The organism is Nonomuraea sp. NPDC050022, assembly GCF_044460705.1.
Taxonomy (GTDB): domain Bacteria; phylum Actinomycetota; class Actinomycetes; order Streptosporangiales; family Streptosporangiaceae; genus Nonomuraea.
The window spans coordinates 224772-241256 of record NZ_JBITKE010000017.1 but is presented as its reverse complement, the minus strand read 5'-3'; the positions used below and the strand labels follow the sequence as shown (position 1 = coordinate 241256).

At 70.6% G+C, this 16485-nt stretch carries 15 protein-coding genes and 1 pseudogene; 9 read left to right on the top strand and 7 right to left on the bottom strand.

The annotated features are described in order from the left end of the window. Nucleotides 1-47 precede the first annotated feature (47 nt). Entirely contained in the window at nucleotides 48-965 is a 918-nt protein-coding gene (gene yvcK, locus ACIBO2_RS51465) for a uridine diphosphate-N-acetylglucosamine-binding protein YvcK (RefSeq protein ID WP_357958576.1), read from the top strand. Nucleotides 966-1036: 71 nt separating this feature from the next. Then, entirely contained in the window at nucleotides 1037-2017 is a 981-nt protein-coding gene (gene whiA, locus ACIBO2_RS51460; RefSeq protein WP_357656688.1) for a DNA-binding protein WhiA, read from the top strand. A 350-nt stretch (nucleotides 2018-2367) separates the two neighbouring features. Here the strand turns inward: whiA and ACIBO2_RS51455 are convergent, their stop codons facing one another. Continuing rightward, entirely contained in the window at nucleotides 2368-2979 is a 612-nt protein-coding gene (locus ACIBO2_RS51455; protein ID WP_397304713.1) for a hypothetical protein, read from the bottom strand. Between the two features lie 186 nt (nucleotides 2980-3165). On the opposite strand from ACIBO2_RS51455, the gene gap reads away from it, so the two are divergent. The 5 genes from gap (at nucleotide 3166) to ACIBO2_RS51430 (ending at nucleotide 6879) form a co-directional block, all read left to right on the top strand. Next, nucleotides 3166-4170 carry a type I glyceraldehyde-3-phosphate dehydrogenase gene (gene gap / locus ACIBO2_RS51450; protein ID WP_397304712.1) on the top strand — a complete coding sequence of 335 codons (1005 nt, stop codon included), beginning with the start codon at nucleotides 3166-3168 and terminating at the stop codon, nucleotides 4168-4170. Beyond that, nucleotides 4170-5357: a phosphoglycerate kinase gene (locus ACIBO2_RS51445; RefSeq protein ID WP_358540439.1), complete on the top strand. Its 1188-nt coding sequence runs from the start codon at nucleotides 4170-4172 to the stop codon at nucleotides 5355-5357. Before gap ends, ACIBO2_RS51445 begins: the two co-directional genes overlap by 1 nt. Beyond that, nucleotides 5354-6136, top strand: a complete 783-nt coding sequence (gene tpiA / locus ACIBO2_RS51440; protein ID WP_358541387.1) for a triose-phosphate isomerase — start codon at nucleotides 5354-5356, stop codon at nucleotides 6134-6136. Before ACIBO2_RS51445 ends, tpiA begins: the two co-directional genes overlap by 4 nt. Nucleotides 6137-6235: 99 nt before the next feature. Beyond that, nucleotides 6236-6466 (top strand): preprotein translocase subunit SecG, encoded by a 231-nt coding sequence (gene secG / locus ACIBO2_RS51435; protein WP_214636246.1) that lies wholly within the window; start codon nucleotides 6236-6238, stop codon nucleotides 6464-6466. Between the two features lie 68 nt (nucleotides 6467-6534). Next, a complete protein-coding gene (locus ACIBO2_RS51430; protein WP_214636247.1) occupies nucleotides 6535-6879 on the top strand; it encodes an RNA polymerase-binding protein RbpA in 345 nt (114 codons plus the stop codon). A gap of 319 nt (nucleotides 6880-7198) precedes the next feature. On the opposite strand, the gene ACIBO2_RS51425 is transcribed toward ACIBO2_RS51430, so the two are convergent. From ACIBO2_RS51425 to ACIBO2_RS51405, 5 genes are all read right to left on the bottom strand, one after another. After that, on the bottom strand, nucleotides 7199-8902 hold the full coding sequence (locus tag ACIBO2_RS51425; RefSeq protein ID WP_358540442.1) for a hypothetical protein: 1704 nt from the start codon (nucleotides 8900-8902) through the stop codon (nucleotides 7199-7201). Further along, nucleotides 8895-9695 (bottom strand): hypothetical protein, encoded by an 801-nt coding sequence (locus ACIBO2_RS51420; protein ID WP_358540445.1) that lies wholly within the window; start codon nucleotides 9693-9695, stop codon nucleotides 8895-8897. Before ACIBO2_RS51420 ends, ACIBO2_RS51425 begins: the two co-directional genes overlap by 8 nt. Before the next feature lie 27 nt (nucleotides 9696-9722). Continuing rightward, the gene (locus tag ACIBO2_RS51415) at nucleotides 9723-10172 is read right to left on the bottom strand and encodes a hypothetical protein (RefSeq protein WP_397304711.1); all 450 of its coding nucleotides are present in this window, start codon (nucleotides 10170-10172) and stop codon (nucleotides 9723-9725) included. A gap of 482 nt (nucleotides 10173-10654) precedes the next feature. Further along, complete coding sequence (locus tag ACIBO2_RS51410) at nucleotides 10655-12259, bottom strand: amidohydrolase (protein WP_397304710.1); 1605 nt, start codon at nucleotides 12257-12259, stop codon at nucleotides 10655-10657. A 16-nt stretch (nucleotides 12260-12275) separates the two neighbouring features. Beyond that, a complete protein-coding gene (locus ACIBO2_RS51405) occupies nucleotides 12276-13667 on the bottom strand; it encodes an FAD-dependent oxidoreductase (protein ID WP_357958390.1) in 1392 nt (463 codons plus the stop codon). Nucleotides 13668-13763: 96 nt separating this feature from the next. Here ACIBO2_RS51405 and ACIBO2_RS51400 point away from each other — a divergent pair, with 96 nt between their 5' ends. After that, on the top strand, nucleotides 13764-14786 hold the full coding sequence (locus ACIBO2_RS51400; RefSeq protein WP_358540456.1) for a GNAT family N-acetyltransferase: 1023 nt from the start codon (nucleotides 13764-13766) through the stop codon (nucleotides 14784-14786). A gap of 282 nt (nucleotides 14787-15068) precedes the next feature. Here the strand turns inward: ACIBO2_RS51400 and ACIBO2_RS51395 are convergent. Next, nucleotides 15069-15494 (bottom strand): annotated as a pseudogene (locus tag ACIBO2_RS51395) (Clp protease N-terminal domain-containing protein); the annotation flags it as partial. Between the two features lie 72 nt (nucleotides 15495-15566). On the opposite strand from ACIBO2_RS51395, the gene ACIBO2_RS51390 reads away from it, so the two are divergent. Beyond that, the gene (locus ACIBO2_RS51390; protein ID WP_397304709.1) at nucleotides 15567-16448 is read left to right on the top strand and encodes a hypothetical protein; all 882 of its coding nucleotides are present in this window, start codon (nucleotides 15567-15569) and stop codon (nucleotides 16446-16448) included. The last annotated feature ends 37 nt before the right edge of the window (nucleotides 16449-16485 follow it).

Here is a 16485-nt window from a genome sequence, read left to right as displayed (position 1 = left end):
TGGGTGACGCCGTCGCAGCCGGCGCGCCGTCGGATGACCGGCCGCGGGTGGTGGCGCTGGGCGGGGGGCATGGGCTCTACGCCTCGCTGTCGGCGCTGCGCGGCGTGGTGGGCGACCTGACCGCGGTGGTGACGGTCGCCGACGACGGCGGCTCCAGCGGGCGGCTCAGGCGTGAACTCGGCGTGCTTCCTCCCGGCGATCTGCGCATGGCGCTGGCCGCGCTCTGCGGCGACGACGAGTGGGGGAGCACCTGGAGCGAGGTGGTCCAGCACCGCTTCCGCAGCGAGGGCGACCTGCACGGCCACGCCGTCGGCAACCTGCTCATCGTGGCGCTGTGGGAGCTGCTCGGCGACCCCGTGGCGGGTCTCGACTGGGTGGGCCGGCTGCTCGGCGCCCACGGCAGGGTGCTGCCGATGGCGTCGGTGCCGCTCGACATCGTGGCCGAGGTGGAGCTCGACGGCGTCACCTCGACCGTACGCGGGCAGGTGGCCTGCGCGCTGACCCCCGGCCGGGTGCAGGCGATCTCGCTGGTGCCGGAGGACCCGCCCGCGCGGCCCGAGGCCGTGCGCGCCGTGCTGGAGGCCGACTGGCTGGTGTTCGGGCCCGGATCGTGGTTCACCAGCGTTTTACCGCATCTCAAGGTGCCCGAGCTGGCTCGGGCGCTGCACGAGTCGAAGGCTCAGCGGCTGGTGACGCTCAACCTGGCGCCGCAGCCCGGCGAGACCGACGACTTCTCACCCCAGCAGCACCTGGAGGTGCTCCGGCAGCACGCGCCCGGCCTGCGCGTCGACGTCGTGCTCGCCGACACCGGCGTGGTCGACGACCGCGACGCTCTGGAGAAGGCCGCCACCGCGCTCGGCGGGCGGCTCGTCATGGCCGACGTCGCGGCCGCAGACGGCTCCCCCCGGCATGACTCACGACGTCTTGCCTCCGTCCTGGACGAGATTTTCCTCCAGAAGCGTTGATCCTGGTCGGCGCGGCGCAAAGGTGCGAGACACTGCTGAGAGCCGGTCTGAATGGGGGAGGACTAACGCTTATGGCGATGACGGGTGTGGTGAAGGACGAGCTGAGCCGCCTGCCGGTGCTGAAGCCTTGCTGCCGGAAGGCGGAGGTGTCGACGCTGTTGCGGTTCGCCAGCGGGCTGCACCTGGTGGGCGGGCGCATCGTGATCGAGGCGGAGCTCGACACCAACGCCACCGCGCGGCGGCTGATCAAGGACATCGGGGAGGTGTTCGGTCACAAGGCCGAAGTGCTCGTGCTGGCACCCGCCGGGCTGCGCAAGGGCTCGCGCTATGTCGTGCGCGTCTACCGCGACGGTGAGGCGCTGGCCCGGCAGACGGGTCTCATCGACAACCACGGGCGCCCGGTCCGCGGCCTGCCTCGTCAGGTGGTGGCGGGGGCCGCCTGCGACGCCGAGGCCGCGTGGCGCGGGGCGTTCCTGGCGCACGGCTCGCTGACCGAGCCGGGGCGCTCCATGTCGCTGGAGGTCACCTGCCCGGGGCCCGAGGCGGCGCTGGCGCTGGTGGGGTCGGCGCGGCGGCTCAAGATCCACGCCAAGGCGCGGGAGGTGCGGGGCGTCGACCGGGTGGTGGTACGCGACGGCGACGCCATCAGCGCGCTGCTGACGCGGCTCGGGGCGCACGACAGCGTGCTGGCCTGGGAAGAGCGCCGGATGCGCCGCGAGGTGCGGGCCACGGCCAACCGGCTCGCCAACTTCGACGACGCCAACCTGCGCCGCTCGGCGCGGGCCGCGGTGGCGGCGGGGGCGCGGGTGCAGCGGGCGCTGGAGATCCTGGGCGAGGAGGCGCCCGACCACCTGGTGATCGCGGGGCGGCTGCGGGTGGAGCACAAGCAGGCGTCTCTGGAGGAGCTGGGACAGATCGCGGATCCGCCGCTGACGAAGGACGCGATCGCCGGACGTATCCGGCGACTGCTGGCGATGGCCGACAAACGCGCCACCGACCTGGGCATCCCCAACACCGAGGCGAACCTCACCGTGGACATGCTCGCCCAGTGAGGGTTCTCAACGGCCGTTGCCTCTGTCTCTGGGCGGTGTGGTGGCCCCGTGAAGGTTCTGTGCGCGGTGTGGCGGCCCGGTGACCGCGGGCAAGTGACTGCGTGTGTCAGGAGTCTCTGAGAGCGCGGTAGGAGCGTTCTGAGGGTTCTGTTCGTGCGGGGTATCGCTTGCGTCGCTCTGCCGTGCGTGCCTTTCCGCCAAGGCGGTTCATGTGTTACGGCAGGCACGGTGGGCGCCGACCGCCGTTGTGGGCTGGGCCCTGTCCAGGGGGACGCTCCTCCGGTGGCGGGACTTCCCGCCGTGACGTGCGCATGCTTGGCCGTCTCCGTGGAATGGGCCGGTGAGCCGTTTCAGGCCTGGCCCGAGTCTCTCGGGGTGAAGAGGTCGCCCGTGGGGCGTGAGGGGCTGGAGGGGCTTTGGAGGGGCTCGAAGGGGGCCCGGTACTCCGGTTCGGCCGGGGCCGGGTCCTCCGGTGGGGTGAGGGAGGCTCGGCGGGCTCGGACGCGACGTACTCGTACGCGTACGAGGAAATAAGCCGTCAGGGCCGCCAACACCAGCGGGAGCCAGGGCTCCCACGAGTCCTTCAGCGAGGGCCAGAGGCCGGTCAGCTCGGCCGGGAAGTTGGTGATGAGGCGCTCGAGGCTCAGGTCGGGCCGGCCGCCGGTGGTCGTCGCGCGGGCGGTGGTCCATCCCAGGGCCACCGCCGCCGCCGAGCAGAGGCCCGACCACCATGGCAGGAGCCGGCTGCCCGGCCTGAACAGGCATACCAGGAGAGACAGGAGCAGGGCCGAGGCGAAGGCGATCGTGGTCATCGCCCAGAGGCCGTCGCTGGCGGTCAGGAAGGCAGCCGGGATGAAGCGGTCTCCGTACAGGAGTACCGCCGCTTGCGCGATGGCGCAGACGAGCGTGGCAACGAAACCCACGATCAGGCCAGACAGCAGGCCGGACCTAGGTTGTGACATCTCAGCCCCCAGAGAATGCCGGAACTTACTCCGATGAGTCGGGCACTTTACTCGAAGCTCACAAATTACGCCGCCTGATCGCGGATTCACGGTAGGGGGAGTCGAGTGGTCTAAACCAATTTGGTTCCGATAGGGTTTGGCATTGAGGTTTTTAGCTCGCCATCACGTACGAGGAGATCGGTTTCCGTGAGCATCCGCGTAGGCGTCAACGGCTTCGGCCGCATCGGTCGCAACTTCTGGCGTGCGGTGGCCGCCAGCGGCAAGGACATCGAGATCGTTGCGGTCAATGACCTGACCGACAACGCGACGCTCGCCCACCTGCTGAAGTACGACAGCATCCTCGGCCGCCTGCCGTACGAGGTGAAGGTCTCCGGCGACGAGATCACCGTCGACGGCAAGACGATCAAGGTCTTCGAGGAGCGCGACCCGGCCAAGCTGCCCTGGGGCGACCTCGGCGTCGACGTGGTGCTGGAGTCGACCGGCCTGTTCACCGACGCGGCCAAGGCCAAGGTGCACGCCGACAACGGCGCCAAGAAGGTCATCATCTCCGCCCCGGCGAAGAACGAAGACGTCACGATCGTGATGGGTGTCAACGACAACATCTATGACGCCGCCAAGCACACGATCATCTCCAACGCCTCCTGCACCACCAACTGCCTGGCTCCGCTGGCGAAGGTCCTGAACGACGCCTTCACCATCGAGAAGGGCCTGATGACCACCATCCACGCCTACACGCAGGACCAGAACCTGCAGGACGGCCCGCACAAGGACCTGCGCCGCGCCCGCGCCGCCGCCGTCAACGTGGTGCCCACCTCGACCGGCGCCGCCAAGGCCATCGGCCTGGTGCTGCCCGAGCTCAAGGGCAAGCTCGACGGGTTCGCGATGCGCGTGCCGATCCCCACGGGCTCGGCCACCGACCTGACCGTCGAGGTCGGCCGCGACGTGACAGTCGAAGAGGTCAACGCCGCGTACAAGGCCGCCGCCGAGGGGGCGCTCAAGGGCGTGCTCAGCTACACCGAGGACGAGATCGTCTCCAGCGACATCGTCACCGACCCGGCCTCCTGCATCTTCGACGCCGGCCTGACCAAGGTCATCGGCAACCAGGTCAAGGTCGTCGGCTGGTACGACAACGAGTGGGGCTTCTCCAACCGCCTCGTCGGCCTCATCCAGTTGGTGGGCGCGGACCTCTGATGCGTACGCTCGACGATCTCGATGTGAAGGGTCGGCGTGTGCTCGTGCGCGCCGACCTCAACGTCCCACTCGACGGTGAGACGATCACCGACGACGGCCGCATCCGCGCGTCGGTGCCGACGATCAAGGCGCTGACCGGCGCGGGTGCGAAGGTCATCGTCTGCGCTCACCTGGGCCGTCCCAAGGGGCGGCCCAACCCCGGCCTCTCGCTGAAGCCGGTCGCCGAGCGCCTCGCCGAGCTGCTCGGCGAGGACGTGACCTTCGCCACCGACGTGGTCGGTGACAGCGCCCAGGGCGTCGCCGGCGCGCTGGAGGAGGGCCAGGTCGCCCTGCTGGAGAACCTCCGGTTCGAGGCGGGCGAGGAGTCCAAGGACGAGGCCGAGCGCGGCGCGTTCGCCGAGAAGCTGGCGGGGCTCGCCGAGCTCTACGTCGGCGACGGCTTCGGCGCGGTCCACCGCAAGCACGCCAGCGTCTACGACGTGCCCCGCCTGCTGCCGCACGCGGCGGGCAAGCTCATCGTGGCCGAGCTGGAGGTGCTCAGGAGGCTCACCGAGGACACCGAGCGCCCCTACGTGGTGGTGCTGGGCGGCGCCAAGGTCTCCGACAAGCTCGGCGTCATCGCCAACCTGCTGGCCAAGGTCGACCGGCTGCTGATCGGCGGCGGCATGGCCTACACCTTCCTCAAGGCCCAGGGCTATGAGGTCGGCAAGTCGCTGCTCCAGGAAGACCAGCTCGACCAGGTGCGCGGCTTCCTCAACGAGGCCGCCGAGCGCGGCGTCGACCTCGTGCTGCCCGTCGACGTGCTGGCCGCGACCGGCTTCGCCGAGGACGCGCCGCACGACGTGGTCGAGGCCACGGCGATCCCGGCCGACCGCGAGGGGCTCGACATCGGTCCCAGGACCCGTGAGCTGTTCGCGGCCAAGCTGGCCGACGCCAAGACCATCTTCTGGAACGGCCCCATGGGCGTCTTCGAGTTCGACGCCTTCTCCGGCGGCACCCGGGCCGTGGCCGAGGCGCTGATCGGGGCCGACGCCCTGACAGTGGTCGGCGGTGGCGACTCGGCGGCGGCCGTACGCAAGTTCGGCCTGCCCGAAGACGGCTTCTCGCACATTTCCACCGGTGGTGGCGCGAGCCTGGAATATCTCGAGGGCAAGACTCTGCCCGGACTCGCCGCCCTGGAGGACTGACCGTGAGAAAGCCGCTTTTCGCCGGCAACTGGAAGATGAACCTCAACCACCTTGAGGGCATCGCACTGGTCCAGAAGCTCGCCTTCGCGTTCACCGACAAGGACTTCGACAAGGCGGAGATAGCCGTCCTGCCGCCGTTCACCGACCTGCGCAGCGTCCAGACGCTCGTCGACGGCGACAAGCTGCGCATCGTCTACGGTGCCCAGGACCTGTCCCAGCACGAGGCGGGCGCCTACACCGGCGAGATCTCGGGCGCGATGCTGGCCAAGCTGAACTGCACGTTCGTCCTGGCCGGCCACTCGGAGCGGCGCCAGTATCACAGCGAGGACGACGACCTGGTCAACGCCAAGGTGCACGCCGCGTTCCGCCACTCGCTCACGCCGATCCTGTGCGTCGGCGAGGGCCTGCCCGTGCGCCAGGCGGGCGAGCACGTTTCACATTGCCTGGCTCAGCTTGACGGCGGACTGCGCAAAGTCTCCGCTGAGCAGGCACAATCGATGGTAGTGGCCTACGAGCCGGTGTGGGCGATCGGCACCGGCGAGGTGGCCACTCCCGAGGACGCGCAGGAGGTCTGTGCGGCGCTGCGAGGCAGACTCGCTGAGCTGTACGACGCCGAAGTGGCCTCCGCAGTACGTATCCTTTACGGAGGGTCAGTCAAGTCAGGCAACATCGCTGGGATCATGGCTCAACCCGATATCGACGGCGCGCTCGTGGGCGGTGCCAGCATCGATGCCGGGGAGTTCGTTAAGATCTGCCGTTTCTCCGATATGTCTGGCTAACTGAGTCGTTCCGGGGGTGCGACTTGACAACAAGCCGTACCCTCTAGAAGCAAGTTTGAATCGTCACGCGTGACAGAGCATTGAAGGACTAGGCATACCGTGGAAATCGGAATCTCCATCGCCCTCATCCTGGCGAGCTGTCTCATGATCCTGCTCGTCCTGCTCCACAAGGGCAAGGGTGGTGGCCTGTCTGACATGTTCGGCGGCGGTTTCTCGTCGAACTTCGGTGGTTCCTCGGTGGTGGAGCGTAACCTCGACCGGTTGACCGTGATCACGGGCACCGTCTGGTTCGTCTGCATCATCGCTCTGGGTCTGCTTCTGCGGCCCTGAGTCAGATTGACGCGTGACAGTGATTCTCCCCCCGTGTGTCACGGGGCGATCGAGCGAGGAGTTCATCCGTGGGTAGTGGCAACGCGATCCGTGGCAGCCGTGTCGGCGCCGGCCCGATGGGGGAGGCCGAGCGCGGCGAGGCAGCTCCGAGAGTGCGGGTCTCGTTCTGGTGCGCCAACATGCATGAGACGCGTCCCAGCTTCGCCAGCGATGCGGCGGTGCCCGAAATGTGGGACTGCCCGCGCTGCGGCCTCCCGGCCGGCCAGGACGAGCAGGCCCCGCCTGCCCCGCCCCGGAACGAGCCGTACAAGACGCACCTGGCTTATGTGAAGGAGCGCAGGAGCGACAAGGACGGCAAGGCGATCCTCGAGGAAGCGCTGGAGCGTCTGCGCAACAACAAGTCCCCCTGGTAGGACCTTGTTATCTCAGAGTTATCTCCGAAGGACCCCGGCACAACTGCGCCGGGGTCCTTCGCTGTTCGTGGGATGGGCTGTCATGGGCGACCCGGGTTTCGCCGGGTGGGGGTCGGCGGTGCTGTGAGTCGTGGGTGGCCGTTCGCGGCGTGGGGTTCGGCCGGGGCGTCGGGATCTGTGGGGTTCGCGGGATAGCGGGCCTTGCGGGGGGTATAGCGGGGTGCTGGGCCTCTACGGGTATGGCGGGGTACTGGGGCCCTCTACGGCTGGGTCTGTAGCGTTTGGCGGGGTTCGGGGTGCCGGGGTCTATGGGGTGGTCTCAGGGGTCTGGCTGGTGCCGGAGAGCTGAGACGCGGTCGCGGACCTGGGACAGGCGGCGTTCGATCTCCGGGAGGAAGCGCGGGTCGAGTGACTCCCGGTCCGTGCTCAGGCGGTGGGCGGCCTCGTCCGTGACCTGTTCCACCAGCCGCAGCACGTCGGCCCGGCCGCTGAGGTAGCCCTCGCGCACCGCGGCCGCGTGTTCGGCGGCCAGTTCGTGATCCACCCCGGTGGTGTCCAGGTCCAGCAGGTCGCGCACCGCCGAGGCGCCGATCGTGAACGCCAACGGCCACACCAGTCCGGCCAGGTCGGCCCAGTGCAGCGGTACGGGCAGCAGCCACACGCAGACGCACAGGATCGACGCCACCGAGGCCACGGCCGCGATCCGGCGTCCCAGCCCCAGGTCGCGCCAGTACATGACCGTCAGCGGGACGGCGAAGAGCATCGCGTGCAGGAACGGCATCCGGGTGAGCCCGCCGGCGGCCATCGTCCGCATGAGGGACGTCGAGACCAGCGCGTCCACCGCGCCGAAGCAGAGTCCCGCGGCCAGCACCCGCGCGTGCGCCGCCGTGCCACGGGCGAGGACGCGCCGATGCGCCCACAAGGCGACCAGCAGCCCGGTCACCGTGAGGGCCGCGCAGGCCGGGAGCGGCACACCGTCCATGTCGCGCCACGAGTGGCTGAGCGAGCCGACGGCGCCGAGGGCGATGGCGATCGGTCCCGCGTCGAACGGCGGAGTGTGCGGGCGGGCGTCCTCAGGCAGGACCACCTTGCTGGAGCCGATCCGCAGTTCCTGCCGTCGCCCGAGCGGCCGTGGCTCCTCCGCGGTGACGGTGAGCGAGCCTGTGGGTGCCAGGCGTACCAGGGCGTCGTGCAGTGCGGCCGTCTGGGCGGGGGAGAGCAGCAACGAGCCGCTCCCGTCCGTGGGACGGAACTCCACGTCGCGGGAGAGGTCCGGGCTGGCCAGATTGTGGCGCTGCTCCCAGCGCAGCAACGCGACCGCCAGGTACTCGGCGTGGTCGGCAGTCTCCTCCGCCAGCCGCTGCCGCCAGGCCGACAGAGGCGACGCCACCTGGCGGCCCGGCCCCGCCAGCAGCGGCCAGGTACGGGTCAGCAGGTCCACCACGGTGTCGGCGCCCATGGCCACGCTGTGCCGACCGGCCAGTTCGGCGCGGCTCCTGGCGGCCTGCCGCTCCGCCGCGGCCACGCGTAGCCGCTGCCGCAGCCGCCCACGCAGGTACCGGCCGATGAACACACCGCCCGCCACACCCCCGGCGGGCCAGAGAAAGGGCGCGGGACTGTACGACCAGCCCGCCACGGCCAGTGCCACGTTGGCCACCGCGCCCGACGTGAGCGGTACGGCCAGCGCCGTCCAGCCGTGCGCCAAGGCCAGCTCGTAGGCCAGGGGCGCGGCCAGCAGGGCGGGGGCGTCGATCGGGTCGCCGGCCAGCGCCGACCAGGCGGCCACGTCGGCGACGTCCAGCGCCAGCCGTACCGGGACGGGGATGCCGTGGCGTCTGAGGGCGCGGAAGACCAGCACGTCGTACAGGCATGAGGCGAGCAGGGTGAGCAGCGCCACGGGTGGCGTGAGGGTCTCCCAGAGGGTCACGCAGATCGTCACCCGCGAGGCCAGCCGCAGGTTGAGGAAGAGGCGGACGGCGGTGAACGAGGTGGACCGCGTGGCGCCCCTGAGCGGTTCACTCATCCGGTGGCGGCGACTGTGACCGGGAGGGGCGGGGTGGTCGCCGTGGTGACGGAGGTGGTGCGGGACATCGCGAGGGGGAAGGTGGTGGGGCTGGCGGTGGCGGGGGTGTTTTGACCCTTGTCGCCCAGGTCAGGAAGCGGGCGATCTGTGGCAGCGACGGCAGGGACTGGGTGCGGTCCGGAGCGCGGCCGTCGGAGGTCGTCGGCGCGAGCCGGGCCTGCCGGTTGAACCGCTCCCGTAATCGGATCCAGGCCCGCGACCGGGGGCTGGCCCGCTCGTCCAGCCGTTCCGGCAGATGCTCCGCCAGCGCGTGCGCCACGGCCGCGTTGACCCGGCTGACGGGGGAGACGCCGAGCCGGATCTCCTCTTCGGGGTCGGCGGGGCCGGGCACGCCCCCAGACGGCTGGAGTACGGCGGCGCGCAGGCGGGCCGCGTCGCCGAGCTGGCTGCGATGGTAGAAGTAGTCGGCCCTGGCCTCCCGCATGCGCCGCCGGACCGCGCCGTCGAGGAAGTGGCCGGTGAGCACGATGACCGTGGTCTGCTGACGGCTCCGGACGCGGCGGACGGCCTCCACGACCGCCACACCGGGGAAGTGGTCGTCGGGGCTGCGCTCGTCGGCGGCGTCCACCAGCACGACGTCGACGCCCTCGTACGACCAGCCGGCCGCCGCCCGGTGATCGAGTCCGGCGATCACCTCCACACCCGGTGTCTCGGACAGGATGGCGACGATGCCGGTGCGGCTGATGTCGTCGTCGTCCACGACGACCACGCGCTTGCCGTGTGTCCCCGTCACACGGTCATTACACTCCGGACCTGATGGCTAGTGCCAGATCCTGATGATCAGCGCGCCCGCGTTGTCGCCGAGGCAGCGGTTCTGATCGTTGATCCTCATGAACAGCCGGCCACCGGAACCGGCCCGCCAGCTCCGGTGCGCGCCCAGGGCACGCGAGCCGCCGTTGATCCGGGACAGGAGCCTGCCGTACGGGGAGCTGTCGTGGATCTTGCAGCCCTGGTAGATGTGCGAGTCGGTGTCCCAGTCGTAGCCGTCGGCGCCCACCCACGGGAAGGAGTTGTTGTCGACCGTCCAGCTGCCGCCCACCTGCTCGACCCGGACGCGGTCGCCCGCGTAGACGTAGATCCCGGTGTCCTGCCAGCCGCGCCTGGACGTGATCACCACGTCCCTGCCGCTCTGGGTCGTCGCCTGTGCGACGCCGGGAATGGTCACCGTCATCGCGCAGGCGAGCGCCGCGACGGCCCACGTTCTCCGCATCACCATGTCAGTGTCTTCGATTCTCTGTGTTCACCTAAGTAAAACGGACATCGGCGTAGCCTCGTCGCATGCCGGCCGAGGCCGGGAAGCGATCCGGTGGAAGCCGGAGCCGCGTCCGCCCGGGAGCGGGGTGGACCGTGATGGAGAACCGCGTTGTCAGGGCCTGATTGCGCACTCCTGGAGGAAGTGCGCCTCTTGGGCCACCGCCCCGCCGGACACTGTCCCGTTGATGCGGACACCGACAGGGGTGGGGACCGAGCGCCAGTCAGGCACCCGGCTGTGACAGAAAATTACCCTGCGATTACCATCCGTCGCAACAGATCGCGTCGGAGAAATCCAACAACAGTTCTAACGGTAACCACCAGCTCGCATGGCGAATGCCGGCGACAGTTCATACCCTCCACTAGTGTCGGAGGCGACGGTACGCGGGAAGGGTGCGCGTTCCGTAGCGCCGGATCGCGCACCTACCTGTCCCGTCGGGGTCACCCGTCGTGGACGGTGACGCCGTCCACGAACGTCATGCGCACCCCGGTGGTCCAGATGTCGCGCTCCGGCAGTGTGAACGGGTCGCGGTCCAGGACGACGAGGTCAGCCGGGCGGCCCGGCTCGATCACCCCGGCGGGGGAGCGGTTGACCCAGGCCGAGCCGGCCGTGTACGCCGTCAGCGCGGTCGCCAGGTCGAGGCGCTGGCCGGGCAGGAACGGCGTCTGCGCCGTGGGATAGCCGGCGTGCACCGAGCTGCCGGGTTCCGTACGGTTGACGGCCACGTGCATGCCCTGCAGCGGGTCGGCGCTCGACACCGGCCAGTCGCTGCCCGCGCAGAACCTCGTCCCGTGGGAGAGCAGGTCGGCGAAGGGGTACTGCCACGAGGAGCGGGGCTCGCCCAGGAACGGCAGGGTCAGCTCGTCCATCTGCGCGTGATGGGTCGCCCAGAGCGGCTGCAGGTTGGCCGTCACGCCGAGCGCGGCGAAGCGGGGCACGTCCGACGGCTCGATGATCTGCAGATGCGCGATGTGGTGCCGGTTGGCGGGCGAGGTGCCCTCGAAACTGTCCAGCGCCTCGCGTACGGCCCGTTCGCCGATCGCGTGGACGTGCGCCTGGAAGCCGAGGCGGTCCAGCTCGGCCACGTACGTCCTGAGCTTGGCCGGGTCGACGTAGGACAGGCCCGTGCCGCCGCACAGGCAGTAGGGCTCCAGCGTCGCGGCGGTGAAGTTCTCGGTGATGCCGTCCTGCATGATCTTCACCGAGGTCGCGCGGAACCGGTCCAGCCCCTGCGCCGAGGCGCGCCGCGCGATCAGGTCGTCGATCTGGTCGAGGCCACGGGTACGGTCCCACCACAGCGCGCCCACCACGCGGGCCCGCAGCCTGCCGGAGCCGGCCGCCGACAGGTAGGTGGGAAGCTGGTCCACCGAGCCCGCGTAGGAGCCGACGATGGCGTCCTGCCAGCCGGTGATGCCGAGCGAGAACAGGTATCGCTCCGCCTCCTCCAGCGCCAGGTCCAGGTCGCGAGAGGAGGGACGGGGGGTGAGGAGGCCGACGAGGTCCATCGCGCCCTCGTGCAGGACGCCGCTGGGGGTGCCGTCGGCGTCGCGTTCGATGCGGCCGTCGGCGGGGTCGGGGGTGTCGGCGGTGACGCCGGCCAGCTCCAGGGCGCGGGCGTTGACCCAGGCGGCATGATGGTCGCGCTGGATGAGATAGACGGGCCGGTCGGCGAAGGCGAGCTGGTCGCGGTGCGGCAGCCCACCCGGGAAGGCCGACATGTCCCACCCGCCGCCATCAATCCACTCTTTTTCAGGATTTTTCGCCGCATAGTCGGCGATCTTCCCCAGATAGGCATCGAGTCCGTAAATTTCGGATAGATCGCACTTGGCGCGCTCCAGGCCCGCCTGCACCGGATGCACATGCGCATCGGTGAACCCGGGCACCAGCAGACCCCCGTCCAGGTCCACGGTCTCGTGCCCCGGCGCCAGCCGTACCAGGTCCCGCTCGTCGCCCACGGCGGCGATCACGCCGTCACGGACCAGCACGGCCTCGGCGAAGCCGGTCTTCGCGGTGAAGACCCGTCCCCCTCGAAAGAGCGTGTTCATCCTGCTCCCAATCTTGTCAGTGACCGGTGATCAGATCGGCCATGCGGGCCAGCACGGACGTACCCGGCATCGACCGCTCCCGATGGTCCGCCACCCGGTACAACCGGTACATCGCGTGCACCCCCAGCCAGCGCAGCGGCTCCGGCTCCCAGGCCCGCACCCGGCGGCCCACCCACGGCAGCTCCGTCAGCGCCGTACGCTCGCCCAGGACGAGGTCCCGCATCGTCCGGCCGGCCAGGTTGGCCGTCGTCACCCCGTGCCCGGTGTAGCCGCCCGCCCAGCCCAGGCCGGTGGCCGGGTCGACGTGCACGGTCGAGCACCAGTCGCGCGGCACCCCCAGGACTCCCGACCACGCGTGCGCCACTGACGAGGACGCCGCGGCGGGGAAGAAGTCGATCAGCAGCCGCCAGAGCGCCTCGACCGTCTGCTCGTGCGTGTGCCCCCTGGCGTCCACCCGCGAGCCGTACAGGTACGGCCGGCCGCGCCCGCCGAAGGCGATGCGGTCGTCGGCGGTCCGTTGCGCGTACATGTAGTAGTGGGCCATGTCCCCGAGCAGCTCGGACCCCGCCCAGCCGACCGTCTCCCAGAACGAGGCGGGCAGCGGCTCGGTGACGATCAGCGAGCTGTTCATCGGCAGCCACTGCCGCCGCAGCCCCTTCAGCCGCGAGGTGAATCCCTCGGTCGCGCGGAGCACGTGGCGCGCCCGGACCGTCCCGAACGGCGTCACGGCCAGCCCCGGGGCGATCTCCGTGACGGGCGTCCGCTCGTAGACGGTCACTCCGAGCTCCCGTACGGCCCGCGCCAGCCCTCGTACCAGCTTGGCGGGCTGCACCCGCGCGCAGTGCGGACTCCAGGAGGCGGCCACCGCCCCCGCCACCCGCAGGCGTTCGGCGGGATCGACCAGCCGCAGGTCCGCCTCCTCGATGCCCCAGGCGCGGGCGGCCGACACCGAGGCCCGCAGCCGGGCCGCCTGGGAGGGAGTGCGGGCCACGTTGACCACGCCGCCCTTGACGACGTCGGCGTCGATGCCCTCCTTCTCGCAGACCTGGATCACCTCGTCGATCGAGGCGTACATCTCGCGCTGCAGCCGCCGCGCCCCCTCCACCCCGTGCGTCCTGGCGTAGCGCTGATGCGAGCCGGCCAGGTCGCCGGTCAGCCAGCCGCCGTTGCGCCCCGAGGCCCCGAACCCGGCGAAGTCCTTCTCCAGCACTACGACGTTCAGCGACGGCTGGGCCTGCTTGAGGTAGTACGCGGTCCACAGCCCCGTGTAGCCCGCGCCGACGATCGCCACGTCCGCCTGAAGGTCGCCGTCGAGTCGCGGACCAGGGGCCGGTACGCCGGAGGAGCGGTACCAGAAGGATACGTCGCCGTTCACGAATCCGGACGACAGGGAGACATGCGCGTTCATGGCCCGTATCCTCCTATACGCCGCATCTCGCTATGAAACTCGCATTCGAAACACGGCGTTAGCGGCCAGGTAACACCTCCCCGGCATCCTCTTCCTATGGGATTCTTGCGCATTCGCACGACGGTGGACGAGCGTCCGGGACGACTGGCCTCCCTGGCCGCGGCCCTGGCGGACAGGGGCGGCAACATCCTCGGCCTGAGCGTCCAGTCGGACGCGGACGGCACCGTCGACGAGTTCGTCGCCGACATCCCCGCCGCGCCCGAGGCCGTGCGCGCGGCTCTGGAGGCGGCCGGTGGCCGCCGCGTCCAGGTGGTCCCGGCGACGGCGCACGAGCTGACCGACGAGCCCACCCGCGCGCTGCTGCTGGCCTCCCGGCTGCGGTCGATGCCGTGGCGGCTGCCGGAGTTCCTGGCCGAGTTGCTGCGCGCCGACGATGCCAGGTGGATCTATGGTGAAGCGGTGAGTGATCTTCCCGACCCGACCCTGCTCGTGGTGCCCGTCGCACCCAGGCGTGCCGTCCGGCTGCGCCGCGCCGAGCTGCCCTTCACCCTGACCGAGGCGGCTCGGGCCGCCTCCTTCGTCCGGCTCGCGCAGCCGCCGGTCGAGCAGGGCGCCGCCGAGCCCACGGTCAAGCTGGCCGACGGCGAGGAGGTCACGGTCCGGCCACTCACCTCGATCTACCGCGAGGCCGTCCGCGACCTGCACGACCGGTGCTCGCCCGAGGCACGCAGGTTCCGCTACTTCACCTCGATGCCCGAGCTGCCGCCGCGGATGTTCGACCGGCTGTGCGACCGCAGCCGCGGCCGCTCGATCGTCGCCGGGCACGATGGCCAAGTCGTGGCCATGGCCAGTCTTATGTTCACGCCCGACCCCGGTATCGCCGAGATGGCCTTCCTGGTCGAGGACCGCTGGCAGGGGCGCGGCCTTGGCACGGAGCTGGCCAGGAGCCTGGTGCGTGAGGCGCGCGATCTCGGCTACGCCGAGGTCAGGGCCACGATGCTGTCCGACAACGTACGGATGCGGCGGCTGCTGCTGTCGCTGGGCGCCACGCTCGGCTACACCGAGGACCCGGGCGTGATCGAGGCCAGGCTGCCGGTCGGCGCGATGGCGTCGGCCTGAGGCGCTCTCGTCGCGTCAGCCTGACGCGCTCTCACCCCGTCCATCGTCCCGCTCGTCCTCGTCCGGCCCGGAGCCCCCTTCTGCCGGTTTCGGGGCGGAGTCCCTTTCCATCGGGTCCGGCCCGGAGCCCGGTTCTGCCGGTTTCGGGTCGGACACCGGCTGCTGGATGCCCAGGTGGCGCTCGATGCGTTCGAGGCTCTCCTGGATCTGCGTGAGCCGCTCGCCGAGCGCCATACCGCCGGCGAAGAACATCTCGGCCGGCCGGTCCTTCGTCGCCTGCCCGAGCCGCATGAGCACGCGGTGCCGCAGCTCGCCCAGCTCCACACCGGCGTCCACGATCGCCTGGGCGGCCAGCCCCTCACCCTCCCTGATCACCCCGAGCAGGATGTGCTCGGTGCCGATGTAGTTGTGGCGCAACTGCAGCGCCTCGCGCAGCGAGAGCTCCAGGACCTTCTTGGCGCGCGGGGTGAACGGGATGTGCCCGCTCGGCGCCTCGTCGCCCTGGCCAGCCTCGCGCGTGACGAAGGCGCGCACGCTCCCCAGCTCGATGCCGAAACTGTCGAGTGTCAGGCCCGCCACGCCCTCGCCCTCGTGGATGAGGCCGAGCAGGATGTGTTCCGTACCGATGTGGGCGTGGTTCAGCGTCCGCGCCTCCTCCTGGGCGAGGACGACGACCCGGCGGGCACGGTCAGTGAAGCGCTCGAACACCGAAGGCCTCCGTTCGAGTGGCGTGTCTCCACTATGCGCTACAAACCAGCGGATGTGGGGTAATTGACAGGTGTGGATCTTGACGAGGTGGCCGGTCGCCTGTATGGGCTCCCGCCGTCCGAGTTCACCGCCGCGCGCGACGCCGAGGCCCGCGCCGCCAAGGACGCGGGCGAGGTACGGCTGGCCCGCGACATCGCCGGGCTGCGCAAACCCACGGTCTCCGCGTCGGCGGTGAACCGGCTGGCCCGCGAGCACCCGGACGACCTCGGCGAACTGCTGGCGCTCGGGCAGGAGCTGCGCGAGGCGTGGGAGAGGCACGACGCCGAGGCGCTGGCGGAGCTGACCCGGCGGCGCGGCGAGCTGGCGGGACGGCTGTCCCGGCTGGTGAGGCGGGAGGCCGGGCTGTCGGCCGCCGCGGCGAGCGAGGCCGAGCAGACGCTCGACGCCGCCGTCGTGGACGCGGGCGCCGCCGAGGAGGTACGGCGCGGCCGTCTGGCCAAGCCGCTCAGCTACAGCGGCTTCGCCCCAGCCCCAGCACCAGCCCCGGCGCCGCGCGGCAAGCCCGTCAAGAAGCCGACGGACTCGACAACCTCCGCCGACTCGGCCTCGGCGGCGAAGGGCGCGGAAGCGAAGGGCGCGGAAGCGAAGGGCGCGGCGGCCAAGAGTGCGGAGGCCAAGCGCGCGGAGGCCAAGGAGCGAGAAGAGGCGGAGGCGAAGAGGCGGGCGGAGGCCGAAGCCAGGAAGGCCGCCGAACGACAGGAGGCGCTGGACGCCCACCGGGAGTGGGTCGCCGCCCTGGAGCAGGCCGTACAGGAGCACGACGAGCGCGCCGAGCGGGTCGCCGGGCTGGAGCGGAAGCTGGCCAAGGCCCGCAAGCGGCTCGCCGAGAGCGCGCAGCGGCTGGAGGTCGCCAGGCGGGAGGAGCGGCACGCTCGGCACCGCGTGGATCGGTAGGTTAAGGTGTACGAAACGGTTTCGTACACCTGGAGTG